At 31.0% G+C, this 13950-nt stretch carries 16 protein-coding genes; 13 read left to right on the top strand and 3 right to left on the bottom strand.

Going from position 1 to position 13950, the window contains the following annotated elements; all coding sequences use genetic code 11:
- Nucleotides 1–3 precede the first annotated feature (3 nt).
- The 9 genes from ffh (at nucleotide 4) to CLRAG_RS05330 (ending at nucleotide 6070) form a co-directional block, all read left to right on the top strand.
- The gene (gene ffh / locus CLRAG_RS05370) at nucleotides 4–1353 is read left to right on the top strand and encodes a signal recognition particle protein (protein ID WP_065077452.1); all 1350 of its coding nucleotides are present in this window, start codon (nucleotides 4–6) and stop codon (nucleotides 1351–1353) included.
- Between the two features lie 64 nt (nucleotides 1354–1417).
- A complete protein-coding gene (gene rpsP / locus CLRAG_RS05365; protein ID WP_065077451.1) occupies nucleotides 1418–1675 on the top strand; it encodes a 30S ribosomal protein S16 in 258 nt (85 codons plus the stop codon).
- Nucleotides 1676–1693: 18 nt separating this feature from the next.
- On the top strand, nucleotides 1694–1921 hold the full coding sequence (locus tag CLRAG_RS05360; protein WP_013237955.1) for a KH domain-containing protein: 228 nt from the start codon (nucleotides 1694–1696) through the stop codon (nucleotides 1919–1921).
- Between the two features lie 124 nt (nucleotides 1922–2045).
- Nucleotides 2046–2534 (top strand): ribosome maturation factor RimM, encoded by a 489-nt coding sequence (gene rimM / locus CLRAG_RS05355; protein ID WP_065077450.1) that lies wholly within the window; start codon nucleotides 2046–2048, stop codon nucleotides 2532–2534.
- Complete coding sequence (trmD, locus tag CLRAG_RS05350; protein WP_065077449.1) at nucleotides 2525–3253, top strand: tRNA (guanosine(37)-N1)-methyltransferase TrmD; 729 nt, start codon at nucleotides 2525–2527, stop codon at nucleotides 3251–3253. Before rimM ends, trmD begins: the two co-directional genes overlap by 10 nt.
- A 132-nt stretch (nucleotides 3254–3385) precedes the next feature.
- A complete protein-coding gene (gene rplS / locus CLRAG_RS05345; RefSeq protein ID WP_065077448.1) occupies nucleotides 3386–3733 on the top strand; it encodes a 50S ribosomal protein L19 in 348 nt (115 codons plus the stop codon).
- Between the two features lie 54 nt (nucleotides 3734–3787).
- Entirely contained in the window at nucleotides 3788–4312 is a 525-nt protein-coding gene (gene lepB, locus CLRAG_RS05340; RefSeq protein ID WP_065077447.1) for a signal peptidase I, read from the top strand.
- Nucleotides 4313–4327: 15 nt separating this feature from the next.
- Nucleotides 4328–5182 carry a ribosome biogenesis GTPase YlqF gene (gene ylqF / locus CLRAG_RS05335; RefSeq protein WP_065077446.1) on the top strand — a complete coding sequence of 285 codons (855 nt, stop codon included), beginning with the start codon at nucleotides 4328–4330 and terminating at the stop codon, nucleotides 5180–5182.
- 30 nt (nucleotides 5183–5212) lie between these two features.
- Complete coding sequence (locus CLRAG_RS05330) at nucleotides 5213–6070, top strand: ribonuclease HII (RefSeq protein ID WP_065077445.1); 858 nt, start codon at nucleotides 5213–5215, stop codon at nucleotides 6068–6070.
- Between the two features lie 6 nt (nucleotides 6071–6076).
- On the opposite strand, the gene CLRAG_RS05325 is transcribed toward CLRAG_RS05330, so the two are convergent.
- The 3 genes from CLRAG_RS05325 to CLRAG_RS05315 form a co-directional block, all read right to left on the bottom strand.
- Entirely contained in the window at nucleotides 6077–6445 is a 369-nt protein-coding gene (locus CLRAG_RS05325; RefSeq protein WP_065077444.1) for a YraN family protein, read from the bottom strand.
- Between the two features lie 36 nt (nucleotides 6446–6481).
- Nucleotides 6482–6682 carry a hypothetical protein gene (locus CLRAG_RS05320; protein WP_065077443.1) on the bottom strand — a complete coding sequence of 67 codons (201 nt, stop codon included), beginning with the start codon at nucleotides 6680–6682 and terminating at the stop codon, nucleotides 6482–6484.
- A gap of 103 nt (nucleotides 6683–6785) precedes the next feature.
- The gene (locus tag CLRAG_RS05315; protein ID WP_065077442.1) at nucleotides 6786–8303 is read right to left on the bottom strand and encodes a YifB family Mg chelatase-like AAA ATPase; all 1518 of its coding nucleotides are present in this window, start codon (nucleotides 8301–8303) and stop codon (nucleotides 6786–6788) included.
- Nucleotides 8304–8473: 170 nt separating this feature from the next.
- On the opposite strand from CLRAG_RS05315, the gene dprA reads away from it, so the two are divergent.
- The 4 genes from dprA to rpsB all read left to right on the top strand — a co-directional run bounded on the left by dprA (nucleotide 8474) and on the right by rpsB (nucleotide 13943).
- Complete coding sequence (dprA, locus tag CLRAG_RS05310) at nucleotides 8474–9574, top strand: DNA-processing protein DprA (protein ID WP_065077441.1); 1101 nt, start codon at nucleotides 8474–8476, stop codon at nucleotides 9572–9574.
- Nucleotides 9575–9686: 112 nt separating this feature from the next.
- On the top strand, nucleotides 9687–11795 hold the full coding sequence (gene topA, locus CLRAG_RS05305; protein ID WP_065077440.1) for a type I DNA topoisomerase: 2109 nt from the start codon (nucleotides 9687–9689) through the stop codon (nucleotides 11793–11795).
- A gap of 316 nt (nucleotides 11796–12111) precedes the next feature.
- The gene (gene codY / locus CLRAG_RS05300) at nucleotides 12112–12888 is read left to right on the top strand and encodes a GTP-sensing pleiotropic transcriptional regulator CodY (RefSeq protein WP_065077439.1); all 777 of its coding nucleotides are present in this window, start codon (nucleotides 12112–12114) and stop codon (nucleotides 12886–12888) included.
- A gap of 347 nt (nucleotides 12889–13235) precedes the next feature.
- Nucleotides 13236–13943: a 30S ribosomal protein S2 gene (gene rpsB / locus CLRAG_RS05295; RefSeq protein ID WP_065077438.1), complete on the top strand. Its 708-nt coding sequence runs from the start codon at nucleotides 13236–13238 to the stop codon at nucleotides 13941–13943.
- The last annotated feature ends 7 nt before the right edge of the window (nucleotides 13944–13950 follow it).

Genomic DNA, 13950 nt, shown 5'->3' with positions numbered 1-13950 from the left:
ATCATGGCTTTTGAAGGATTGGCATCTAAACTTCAGGAAACTTTAAAAAAGCTTAGAGGTAAAGGCAAACTTTCTGAAAAAGATATAAAAGATGCTATGAGAGAAGTGAAATTGGCACTTTTAGAGGCAGATGTTAATTACAAAGTTGTGAAAAATTTTATTAAAAGTGTCAGTGAAAAATGTATGGGAGAAGAAGTACTAAAAAGTTTGACTCCAGCGCAACAAGTTATAAAAATAGTAAATGAAGAACTTACATTATTGATGGGTAAAAATGAGAGTGGAATTGAGTATAATTCCAATGGATTGACTGTAATAATGCTTGTCGGACTTCAAGGCGCAGGAAAAACTACCATGTGTGGAAAATTGGCACTTCAACTTAGGAAAAAGAATAAAAAACCCCTTCTAGCAGCTTGTGATATATATAGACCTGCTGCAATAAAACAACTTCAAGTAGTTGGAAAAGAAATAGATGTTCCTGTATTTTCAATGGGAGATAAGGTGACAGCAGTAGATATATGTAAAGGGGCTCTGGAATATGCAAAAAACAACAATTTAAATGTAGTTATAATAGATACAGCAGGTAGACTTCAAATAGATGAAGAGCTTATGGGTGAATTGAAGCAAATTAAGGAAAATGTAACCCCTGATGAAATCATGCTTGTAGTAGATGCAATGACAGGCCAAGATGCAGTTAATGTGGCTTCCAGCTTTAACGAACAGTTAAATATAAGTGGGGTCATACTTACAAAATTAGATGGAGATACGAGGGGTGGAGCAGCATTATCCATAAGATCTATGACTGATAAACCTATAAAATTTGTAGGTATGGGAGAAAAAATGAATGACCTTCAAGTATTCTATCCAGATAGAATGGCCTCGAGAATACTTGGCATGGGAGATGTGCTTTCACTTATAGAAAAAGCACAGCAATCTATAGATAAAGAAGAAGCTGAAAAGTTAGGAAATAGAATGCTGAACAAGGAGTTTAACTTTGAAGATTTTCTGGCTATAATGCAGCAGACTAAAAAAATGGGACCTATAAGTAAACTTATGGAGATGGTACCAGGAGTTAACATGAAGGAATTGAAGGGAATAGATTTTTCTAAGGGAGAACAGGAACTTGCAAAAATCGAGTGTATAATTAGCTCCATGACAGTAAAGGAAAGAAGAAATCCTTCTATTATAAGTGGTTCCTCTTCAAGAAAAAAAAGAATAGCATTGGGTTCTGGTACTACTATACAGATGGTAAATAAACTTCTGAAGGATTTTGAAAAGATTAAGAAGACTATGAAACAGCTAAATGGAATGAAAAAAGGATTTAAAAAGGGATTATTTGGAAAAATGCCTTTTTAAAATAGAAGTAAGATTCATTGATATGAAAGCCATATGCTTGAATATTTTAAGGAGGTGATTATTAATGGCTGTAAAGATAAGATTGAGAAGAATGGGTGCTAAAAAAGCTCCATTTTATAGAATAGTTGTAGCAGATTCTAGATCTCCAAGAGATGGAAGATTTATAGAAGAAATAGGATACTATAATCCTACAACTGATCCAACCACTGTTAAATTTGATGAAGAAAAAGCTGTCAAATGGATAAAAAATGGTGCTCAACCAACTGATGTTATAAAAAAGCTTTTCGATAAAGCTGGGCTAAAAGATAAACTTGATAAGTAGTAACTGGGGGTGTATTGAGTGAAAGAGTTAGTGGAAATTATTGCTAAGTCATTAGTGGATAACCCAGATATGGTTCAAGTAAATGAAATTGCAGGTGAGCAATCTATAATTCTTGAATTAAAAGTTGCACCAGATGATATGGGAAAGGTAATAGGAAAACAGGGAAGAATAGCCAAGGCTATAAGAACTGTTGTAAAAGCAGCGGCTATAAAAGAGAATAAAAGAGTTGTTGTAGAGATAATATAAGAGTTAGATATTCTAACTCTTATATTTATATATATAATTTTAAAATTAGGCGAAGGGAGTGAAATTATCCTCTTTTAGAAATTAAGCTTAAAACCTTAATTTTTGATATTCGGGATATTGTTCTATGAAAGATTTTATAACTGTAGGACAGATAATAAATACTCATGGAATAAAGGGAGAGTTAAAGGTATATCCTTTAACTGATGATATTGAAAGATTTAGAAAATTAAAATCTGCATATATAGATGGTACACTAAAAAATATAGTAGAATGTAAACTCCAGTCAAATAAGGTTATACTTAAAATTGAGGGTATAGATTCTATAGAAGAAGCTATGGCTTATAAACAAAGATATATAGAAATTCCACGAAATGATGCAGTTAAATTGGAAGAAGGAACATATTTTATTACAGATATAGTAGGATGCAGTGTAGTGGATGAGGATGGAACTTTTTATGGCAAGGTTGGAGATGTGATTCATACCCATAGTAATGATGTTTACTGGATAAAGGGAGAAAATGAACTTTTAATTCCTGCTATAGAAAATGTTGTAGTTAGTATAGATGTAGAAAAAGAAAAGATAGTTATAAAGCCGGTGAAAACATGGATGTAAAAATAGATATATTGACACTTTTTCCTGAAATGTTTGACATATTTAACTATAGTATAATTGGAAGAGCAATTAGTAAAGATATTTTACAAATAAATACTTTTGATATAAGAGAATTTACTAGGGATAAGCATAGAAAAGTAGATGATTATCCCTATGGTGGAGGGGCAGGAATGGTAATGGCTGCCCAGCCAATTGTAGATTGTATAAGAAAAGTTAAATGTCAAAATGATGGAAAAGTGATTTATCTAGGACCTAGAGGAAAAACTTTTAACCAGTCTATGGCTAAAGAACTTTCAAAAGAGAGTGAAATGATATTTCTATGCGGACATTACGAGGGAATAGATGAAAGAGTTTATAAATATGTAGACACTGAAATATCTATAGGAGATTTCGTAATAACTGGCGGAGAAATGGCATGTATCCCAATTGTAGATAGTATATGTAGAATGATTCCTGGTGTACTTGCTAAAAGTGAAAGTTATATGGAAGAATCTTTTTATAATGGATCACTAGAATATCCACAGTATACTAGACCGGAATGTTTTGAGGGTGATAACGTACCAGAGGTTCTTTTATCTGGCCACCATGAGAATATAAAAAAATGGAGACGAATGAAATCGCTTGTAATAACTAAAAATAGGAGGCCAGATTTATTTGAAAAACTTAAATTATCCACAGAAGACAAAAAATTCATGGATTTATATGAAAAAAACATATAATGTAAATTTTTAATTATATATTGAATTTGATATGCAAATATGCTAGAATGTATTTTGTGTGCTATACAGACGTTCCTCTATTTGCTATAAGCTGGATAAGAACGTTGAATAATTATTAGGAGGTAATGCACAGTGTTAGATATAATAAAACAAATAGAAAGCGAACAGATAAGAACAGATCTTCCAAAATTCAATGTAGGTGATACAGTAAAAGTTCATGTAAAGATTAAGGAAGGAAATAGAGAAAGAGTACAGGTTTTCGAAGGTGTAGTTTTAAAAAGACAAAACGGTGGAATAAGAGAAACCTTTACTGTTAGAAGAGTTGCTTATGGTGTCGGTGTTGAAAGAACTTTTCCAGTAAATGCTCCTATAATAGATAAGATAGATGTAATTAGAAGAGGTAAAGTTAGAAGAGCTAAATTATACTATTTAAGAGATAGAGTAGGTAAAGCAGCTAAAGTTAAAGAGATATTAAAATAAGAAAAGGGGGCTTTATAAGTCCTTTTTTTGTATTTAAGGTGGCGAAAAGTTTTTATGAAGGAATTGCTAGATCTAGGTAAATCCATACTAGTAGCTATAATAGCAGCATTTTTAATTATAACTTTTGTATTTGAAACAGTAAGTGTAGATGGGCATTCTATGGATCCAACTTTAAATAATAAGGATAGATTAATTGTAGAAAAAGTTAGCTATTATTTTAGGGCTCCAAAGCCTGGTGATATAGTTGTAATAAAGTACCCTGCAAATCCTAAAGAAAAGTTTATTAAAAGAGTAGTTGCAGTAGGTGGAGACAAAGTTAAGATTGAAAATGGAAAACTTTATATAAATGATGTGGCTAAAGATGAACCTTATATATTAGAACCTATGGTTACAGGAGACTTTAATGAAGTTACTGTACCTAAAGATACGATATTCGTACTTGGAGATAATAGAAATAACAGCAGGGATAGTAGATTTTCTGATGTAGGCTTTGTAAGCTATAAACTAGTAGTGGGAAGAGCTGCTTTTAGAATATATCCATTTAACAGATTTGGAACGTTGAAGTCAGTCAATAAGTAGAAAGGAAGAAATTATATGGATATAAATTGGTTCCCAGGTCATATGGCCAAGACAAAAAGAGAGATGAAACAAAATCTTAAGTTGGTAGATGCAGTTATAGAGATGAGAGATGCTAGGATAATAAGGTCAAGCAAAAATCCAGAGGTAGATGATATTTGTGGATCAAAACCTAGAATAATACTTCTAAATAAGAATGATCTAAGTGAGGATAGTGTAACCAAAAAGTGGATTAAATATTTATCAAATAAAAACATCAAGGCTCTTGCTGTAAATTCAAATACAGGACAGGGTATTAAAGGTATAAAACCATTATTAAATGAACTCTTAAAAGAAAAGCATGATAGAATGAAAAATAAGGGCATTTCAGGTATAACTGATAGGGTAATGGTAGTAGGTATACCTAATGTAGGTAAATCTTCATTTATAAACAAAATGGCTAAAAATAGCATAGCAAAAACAGGAGATAAGCCGGGAGTCACAAGAAGCAAGCAGTGGATTAAAACTAAGATTGGAATAGAACTAATGGACACACCTGGAATATTGTGGCCTAAGCTGGAAAGCCAGGAAACCCAGCTCCATTTAGCCTTTACGGGAGCCATAAAGGATGAAATCATGGATATTGAGGAACTTGCATTAAGCCTTTTGAAGGACTTATGTGAAAGATATCCTAAAAGGCTAATGGATAGATATAAGTTATCTGAACTAAGTGAAGATCCTTTAGTAAATATGGATAATATAGCAAGAAAAAGAGGAGCTATAGTATCTGGAGGAAAAATAGATTACAATAGAGTTTCTGTTATAATTTTGGATGAATTTAGAGGAGGAAAGCTAGGACCTATCTCTCTTGAAGATCCATTAGATTTTAATTGAATTAAACTTCTGAAAGGTGTATTTTAAGCAATGGAAGATAGCGAAAGTGTAGATTTTGATATAAATAAAGAAAATTTTTCGTGGAATGAATTAGAAAATTTTAAATTTGACAAAATAAAGTATGCAATAAAAAATTTAGAAGAAGGCTATTTTGACTTAAATCAAGATGAAATCAAAAAAGTTATAGGAAATTTAAAGTTAGACAAAAGAAAAAATGTGAGGTCGTTGTCTTCAAGCTTTTACAAATTTATTTTAAATAAAAATTTAGAGATTTCCAGGGTAAGAAAAATGTATGAATTTGATAAGTCTTTTGGAAATCATATATATACAGCTGGTGTAGATGAAGTTGGAAGAGGACCTTTGGCAGGTCCAATAGCTGCTGGGGCAGTGATACTCAATTTGAATTATAGTGAAGATAGAGAATTGATTTTAGGCATAAAGGATTCTAAAAAGCTTACGCCAAAACGTAGATGCGAGCTTGCAAAAGCTATAAAAGAAAGGGCTCTTGCTTATAATATTGCAGTTATAAACAATATTGAAATAGATAAGAGGGGAATATCATGGTGTAATAATGAAGTGTTAAAAAGAGCAGTAGAAGGCCTCAAATTACCTGTAGCTATGGCATTATCTGATGGATATGCGGTAAAAAACTTGTCCACCAATAATGAGTTTGTAATAAAAGGTGATGCAAAGAGTGCCAGTATAGCTGCAGCTTCAATTATTGCCAAGGTATACAGGGATAGTCTCATGGAAGAATACTCTCATCTGTATACAAATTATAAGTTTGAGCAAAATTCTGGATATGGAACTAAAGATCATATAGAATCTATAAAAAAATATGGAATTTGTAAAATACATAGAGTAAGTTTTTTAAAAAACATATTGTAGATAAATTCATATTTCAAAGGCATCTTTAATTAGCCTTATAGATGAAATGCCGTCATGAGGGTTAACCATAACTTCTATTACATCAAACCTAAAATTGAATCTAAATAGCTTTTTTTGGGTTATATACATTTTAGCAGTATTGCATATTCTCATACGTTTGGTGTAATTTACGGCTTCACCAGGACTGCCATATAGAGTATTACAGCGTGTTTTCACTTCTATAAAGCAAATATAATTGCCGTCTTTTCCTATTATATCTATTTCACCAAGTTTACAATGAAAATTTCTTTCTAGCAGAGTATATCCAATTTGTTTGAGGTAAATTTCAGCTATATCCTCCCCTAGAGAACCTATATCTTTATTAAAAGAATGCATAAAAATCTCCTTTTATTTTTCAAATTATGAATACGATTACCATAGGCTAGATATACTTATTAAGCCTGTTTTTAAACTATGTACAACATCAGGTATATATATATTTATGAAAATCAATAAAAAGAATATAGAAAGTACGCTTCCAATACTTATGGTATCAGAATTTTTGTTTTGTATTCCAGTAAAAAATAATATGAAACTGAAAAACATACCAAGTATAACAAGTAAAAAGTACATACATATCACTCCTATTAAATTGATTTTATGTAAAAAAATAACTTAATTCTATTATACAATTTTTAAAACTTAAAATAAAGCTTTTACAGGAATTTTATGGAAATTACAAAAATTTCTCATCTAAAAATTTTCTATAGTGAAGAGCTTCTATTAGATGAGGTTCTTGTATTTTTTTGCTATTGTTTAAATCAGCTATAGTTCTGGCTACTTTTAATATTCTGCTATAAGCTCTGGTTGTTAAGTTGTACTTAACATAAATTGATTTTATAAGTAACAGAGATCGTTCATCTAGATAGCAGTATTTTCTTATTAATTTGCTGCTCATTTCTGAATTGTAGTGTATTCCTTCATTTTTAAATCTTTGTTTTTGAATTTTTCTTGCCTTTTCTACTCGGCTTTTTATATTTTTAGAAGGTTCACCTCTGGAGTAGTTTTCAATATCTTTGAAGTCTAGTGAATTTACGAAAGTAAATAAATCTATTCTATCTAGAATAGGGCCAGATAGTTTTGATATATATCTTTTCCTTTGAAATTCAGTACAATTGCACTCTTTTTTAGAGGCAAAATTTCCACAGGGACATGGATTAGTGGCTAATACAGTCATAAAATTACAGGGAAAAGTTACCCTACCATATGCTCTATTTATAGTTATCTTTTTTTCTTCTAAAGGCTGCCTTAAAGTTTCAAGGACATTTTTCCTAAATTCCAAAATTTCATCTAAAAAAAGCACTCCATTATGGGCTAAAGATATTTCACCAGGCATTAAATTTTTTCCACCTCCTATTAGAGAAGCGGTTGTACTTGTATGGTGTGGATTTCTAAAGGGAGGCTTTGTTATTAGACCTTCATTTTTGTTTAAACTTCCAGTTACACTATATATTTTAGTTACTTCTAGGGCATCCTCATAACTCAGATTTGGTAGTATAGTTGGAATCCTCTTTGCCATCATAGTCTTACCAGATCCTGGAGGACCTATCATTAGTATATTATGATTTCCCGCAGCAGCAACTTCCAAAGCCCTTTTACAGCTTTCTTGTCCTAATATATCTGAGAAATCTAATGCATTTTTACTTTCAATATTTATTGTTTTATGGCTAAATGGTACCAAATCTCTATATTTTATAAAATATACAACTTCCTTTAAATTATTGAATGCATAGCAATTAATTTTATTTATGGCAGAGCATTCTTCTGCATTTCCTATAGGAACTATAAAATTCTTAATGTTGTTTTTCATACCTTCTATTGTTATAGGAAGGACACCTCTTACCTTGTTAAGTTCTCCAGATAAAGACAATTCACCCATAATTAAAAAGTTTCTGCAATCAGCAAAATTTATTTGATTTGTGGCCATTAATATACCAAGGGCTATAGGTAAGTCAAATAAAGATCCAACTTTTCGCATATCAGCAGGAGCTAAGTTTACTATTATTTTTTTTACAGGAAATTCAAAACCTGAATTTATGATAGAAGCTTTAACTCTCTCTTTAGATTCTTTTACAGAAGTATCCGCAAGGCCTACTATATTAAAGCAGGGAAGCCCTCTTTCTATATCTACTTCTACGGATACTATATTTCCTTCTACACCTAAAAATGAAGCTGTATTCAGTTTAACTGCCATAATTATTATCACCTCTACTTAATTCTTGACAATAAATTTGTATTTTAAACTTTTAAATATAGGTGAGAATAAATCAAATTATGAAGCTAATACTAATTTTGATTTGAATAAAATGTATGGATTATGAGCATAATTTTTACATAATTATAGATATGGGATGTGAATAATATATGAATATATATGATTTGTGGTTTGCTTGTGTTAAAATATCAAATAAGTTGAAAATTTCTATCTTAAAAAAATTTAAAAGTACAAGAGAAGTATATGTTCACAGTATTTACAACGATGGTTTTACATTTTTACGCAAAAGTTATCCTAAAATATACGATGAATTTAAAAAGGCTTGGAATGGCTATGAATTGCAGAATATGCTGCAATACTGCAGTACAAATGGAATTAATGCTATAAACTTTTGTGATAAAGTATATCCTGCGAGATTAAAAAATTATGAAGATTCTCCAGCAGTTCTATTTTATAAAGGGAATATAAAAAAACTCAACGATAATTTTAGTGTGTCTATTGTAGGTGCTAGGGATTGTAGCTTGTATGGTAAAAATTTAGCTACATTAATAAGTAGGGAAGTTGCTGTAAATAATATAAGTATAATAAGTGGTATGGCAAGAGGAGTTGATAGTTATGCACAGAGTGCAGCTGTTGAAAAAAATGGATATACCTGTGCTGTGCTTGGATCGGGGGTAGATGTTATATATCCCAGACAAAATAGAAAATTGTATGAAAGTATTCTGAAGGGAGGATGTGTGCTGTCAGAGTTCGTTCCTAAGACAAAACCTTATCCTTATAATTTTCCACTCAGGAATAGAATTATAAGTGGATTGAGTGATGTGGTAATTGTAATTGAAGCAGGGGATAAAAGCGGAACACTAATAACAGCAAGCTGTGCTTTGGAACAGGGCAAAGATGTTATGGCAGTACCAGGATCTATATTTTCTCCTAAGAGTAGAGGAACGAATAAACTTATAAAAGATGGAGCTTATGTATTTACATGTTTAGAGGACTTATTTGATATACTACCTGTAGAGTATATTAATAAAACCTGTGAAAAAAAGAATAAATTAAGCTGTAAAGAAGAAAAAATATGTAATGTAATAGGACATATTCCCATGCATATAGATGAAATAAGTAGAACAACTAATGTTGACATAAAACGATTATATGAGTTATTATTTGAATTGCAGTTAAAAGGTGAAATAATGTGTCTTGCAGGTAATTATTATGTAAAAGCTGAAGGCAGCGAGAGTATTACAAGATAGTACATATAATTTAATTAAAAATAATATTTAGTCAAGGGTTTAAATATGATGGCTAAAATCTAAGGGGGGTGTACACTCTGGGGTGAGATTAAATATACCAGAGTATATATAAATGGGACAAAAATTAGTTATAGTTGAATCACCAGCAAAGGCTAAAACCATAGGAAAATATTTAGGTAAAAATTATGTAGTCAAGGCTTCAATGGGCCATGTTAGGGATCTTCCCAAAAGTCAACTAGGAGTTGATATAGATAATGAATATACTCCTAAATATATAACTATAAGAGGAAAAGGTGAGCTTTTAGATAAGCTGAGAAAAGAAGCAAAAAAAAGTGAAAAAGTCTATTTGGCTACTGACCCTGATAGAGAAGGAGAAGCTATTTCCTGGCATCTATCTCATGCGTTAAAATTAGATGAAAATGAAAAATGTAGAATAGAATTTCACGAAATTACAAAAAATGCTGTAAAAAGTTCAATAAAATCTGCTAGATTAATAAATATAAATTTAGTTAATGCACAGCAGGCTAGGAGAGTACTTGACAGGTTAGTTGGATACAAGATAAGCCCTATACTTTGGAGAAAAATTAAATGGGGTCTAAGTGCAGGAAGAGTACAATCAGTGGCTCTCAAAATGATATGTGAGAGAGAAAAGAAAATAGTAGATTTTGTGCCACAAGAATACTGGACTATAGAATGTGAGCTCAATAAAGAAAATGAGAGTAAATGTTTTAATGTAAAGCTTACTACATTTAATAAGAAAAAAATTGAAATTGGTAGTAAAGATGAAGTGGATAAAATTATAGAAGAGTTAAAAGAAGGACAATTTATTGTAAAATCAATAAAAAATACTAATAAAAATAGGACTCCTCTTCCTCCATTTACTACAAGTACATTACAGCAAGATGCCTATAAAAAATTAAACTTTTCTACTAAACGAACTATGTCCATAGCCCAACAGATATATGAAGGAGTGGACATAAAAGGGTATGGAACTATAGGTCTTATCACATATATGAGAACTGATTCAGTTAGAATAGCACAAGAAGCTCAGGAAGCTTGTAGAGATTTTGTAGCAAATAAATTTGGAAGGGAGTATATTGAAGAAAAGCCTAGAAACTTTAAAAGTAAAAAAAATATACAGGATGCACATGAAGCTATAAGACCTACTAATGTAGAAATAACACCTGAAATGGCAAAGGAAAATTTAAAACCAGAACAGTATAAACTTTATAATTTAATATGGAATAGATTTGTAGCAAGCCAAATGTCATCTTGCCAGATCGATGTTAAATCTATAGACATAGTGAATAACAATTATGGATTAAAAGTCAGTGGATCACGAATAAAATTTGACGGATTTATGAAAGTCTACAAATATGCCACAGAAGAAGAAAAATCCGATATATCCCTCCCTAAGCTTGAAGAAGGAGAGAAATTATTAAGAAAGTCTATAGATGGAAAACAGCATTTTACACAACCTCCAGCTAGATTTTCTGAGGCATCTCTTGTAAAAACCTTAGAAGAAAATGGAATAGGCAGGCCTAGCACTTATGCTCCAATTTTATCAACTCTTTTGGATAGAAAATATATACAGAGGGAGAAGAAAACTTTAATTCCAACTGAATTAGGAGATATAGTTAATAATATAGTAAGTCAGTATTTTAAGCAGGTAGTAGATGTGGAATTTACTGCTGCAATGGAGTCTAAGTTGGATAGTGTTGAAGAAGGAAAAGATGATTGGAGAAAAGTAGTAGGTGAATTTTATGAACCTTTAAAAAAATCCATTGAGATAGCAGAAAAGGAAGTTGCTAGAATTACTATAGAGGATAAGGTTACAGATATAAAGTGCGATAAATGTGGTAGAAATATGGTTATAAAGCATGGAAGATTTGGAGATTTTCTGGCATGCCCAGGATATCCGGAATGTAAGAATACAAAACCAATAGTGGAAGAGTTGGATGTAGAATGTCCTAAATGTCAGGGAAAAGTTTTGGTAAAAAGAAGTAGAAAGGGCAGAAAATTTTATGGGTGCAGTAATTACCCTGACTGCGATTTTGTAAGTTGGTTTGAACCTACAAACGAAAAGTGTAAAGAATGTGGAAATTATATGGTAAAAAAGTACAATAAATCCAAAGGAAATTATTTGGAATGTTCCAATTCAGAATGTAAACACAGAGAATATAAAGCTGTGGAAGATGGAGATGAAAAAACAGCTAAGTAAAAGTTATATATTTTACATTTTAATAAACATTTAAAATAAAAACTAGTTAAAAGTATAATCTTCGAGTGTAGATAAAGGTAAAATCTAGTCGAATTAAAATGATTATATTGAATTAGAATCATTATTATGTTATCATAATTAGTGGATAAAGAATAATTCTAAATATTTCAAAAAGTCTAAATTATTAATAATGTAATTAAAGAAAATTTTTTATACGGATATTTGCAAAAGATATATCTTTTTTATTAATAGGTAGGAATGTATATGCAATGTTTATGTGTAAGAGATAATGCAGCGGTAACAAGGAGGGTTATAAATGTCAACACTATTAGACAAAACAAGAAAATTAAACAAGATATTACAGAAATCAGGAACAGAACCAGTAGCTTTTGAAGATATATGTAAATTGTTAAGTGAAGTTTTGGAATGTAACGTTTACATTATAAGCAGGAGAGGGAAAATATTAGGATATAATTTCCCAGATGGTTTTGAATGTTATATGGTTAAGGAGAAAGTAATAAATGAAATGAAATTTCCTGAGCAGTATAACAATAAGCTTTTAAATGTACATGAGACTTTGGCCAATTTAAGTAATAATGGGATTTGTGTTTTTGAAGATGGAACTTCCTGTGATATAGATAATAAGCTTACAACTATAGTTCCTATAGTAGGTAATAGAGAAAGATTAGGAACCTTATTATTGGCAAGTTTTGGAGAAAAATTTACAGATGATGATTTAGTATTAGGGGAATATAGTGCAACTATAATTGGACTTGAGATATTAAGATCTAAAAATGAAGAAATAGAAGAGGAAGCTAGGAAAAAAGCAGTAGTTCAATTAGCTATTGGAACTTTGTCGTACTCAGAATTAGAAGCAGTGGAACATATATTTAGTGAGTTAGATGGAAATGAAGGATTACTTGTAGCATCAAAAATAGCTGACAAAGTGGGAATAACTAGGTCTGTTATTGTAAATGCACTTAGAAAATTTGAAAGTGCAGGAGTTATAGAATCTAGGTCACTTGGAATGAAGGGAACTCATATTAAGATATTAAATGAAAAATTAATGGATGAGTTGAAGAAGATCAAGTGATTCTTAGGTTCAGGTGGAATTTGCTTATAAGGAATACCTTTTCTCCATCTGAACATTAGAAGAACTTATCCAGGCGCGTAGCAGTGCTTATCCCACCACTTTGAAGAAAAGCAGATATCCCAAATTTTTGATTTGGTGATAGTCGCTTTCGCTGTGTGCGATGGGGGGTTGGCAATGGTAGCGATCGGATAAAATAAAAAATACTAATTTTTTATTGAATACATTTAAGCCTTGTGGTATACTACATAAGGTAATTAATACACACATTATCTAATTCACAAAAAGGTGCCAAAAGGTATTTTGTGAATATGAAGATGATGGAGGAAAAACCTAGGAGGGAAAAATTAATGTCAGTTATTTCAATGAAACAATTATTAGAAGCAGGTGTTCATTTTGGACATCAAACAAGAAGATGGAACCCTAAAATGGCTCCTTATATTTTTACAGAGAGAAATGGAATCTATATAATAGATTTGCAGAAAACAGTAAAAAAAGTAGAAGAAGCTTATAATTTTATAAGGGAAGTTGCAGCAGAAGGAAAAGATATATTATTTATTGGAACTAAAAAGCAAGCTCAGGAAGCTATTAGAGAAGAAGCAAAAAGAAGCAATATGCATTATGTAAACAACAGATGGCTTGGAGGTATGCTTACAAACTTTGCAACTATAAAGACAAGGATAGCTAAATTAGAAGAATTAGAGAAGATGGAAGAAGATGGAACATTTGAAGTTCTTCCTAAAAAAGAAGTTATAAAGTTAAATAATGAAAAAGAAAAGTTAGAGAAAAATTTAGGTGGAATAAAGACAATGAATGCTGAAAATGTAGGAGCACTTTTCATTGTTGATCCAAGAAAAGAAAAGAATGCTATATCTGAAGCTAAAATTTTAGGCATTCCAGTAGTAGCTATAGTTGATACAAATTGTGATCCTGATGAAATAGATTATGTTATACCTGGAAATGACGATGCAATAAGAGCTGTAAAATTAATTACGTCTAAAGTTGCAGATGCAGTAATGGAAGGAAGACAGGGAGAACAATTAGCTGAAGAAGAATAATATATGA

Origin of the sequence: Clostridium ragsdalei P11 (genome assembly GCF_001675165.1) — a bacterium.
Taxonomy (GTDB): domain Bacteria; phylum Bacillota; class Clostridia; order Clostridiales; family Clostridiaceae; genus Clostridium_B; species Clostridium_B ragsdalei.
This window is presented reverse-complemented; position numbering and strand designations above follow the sequence as displayed.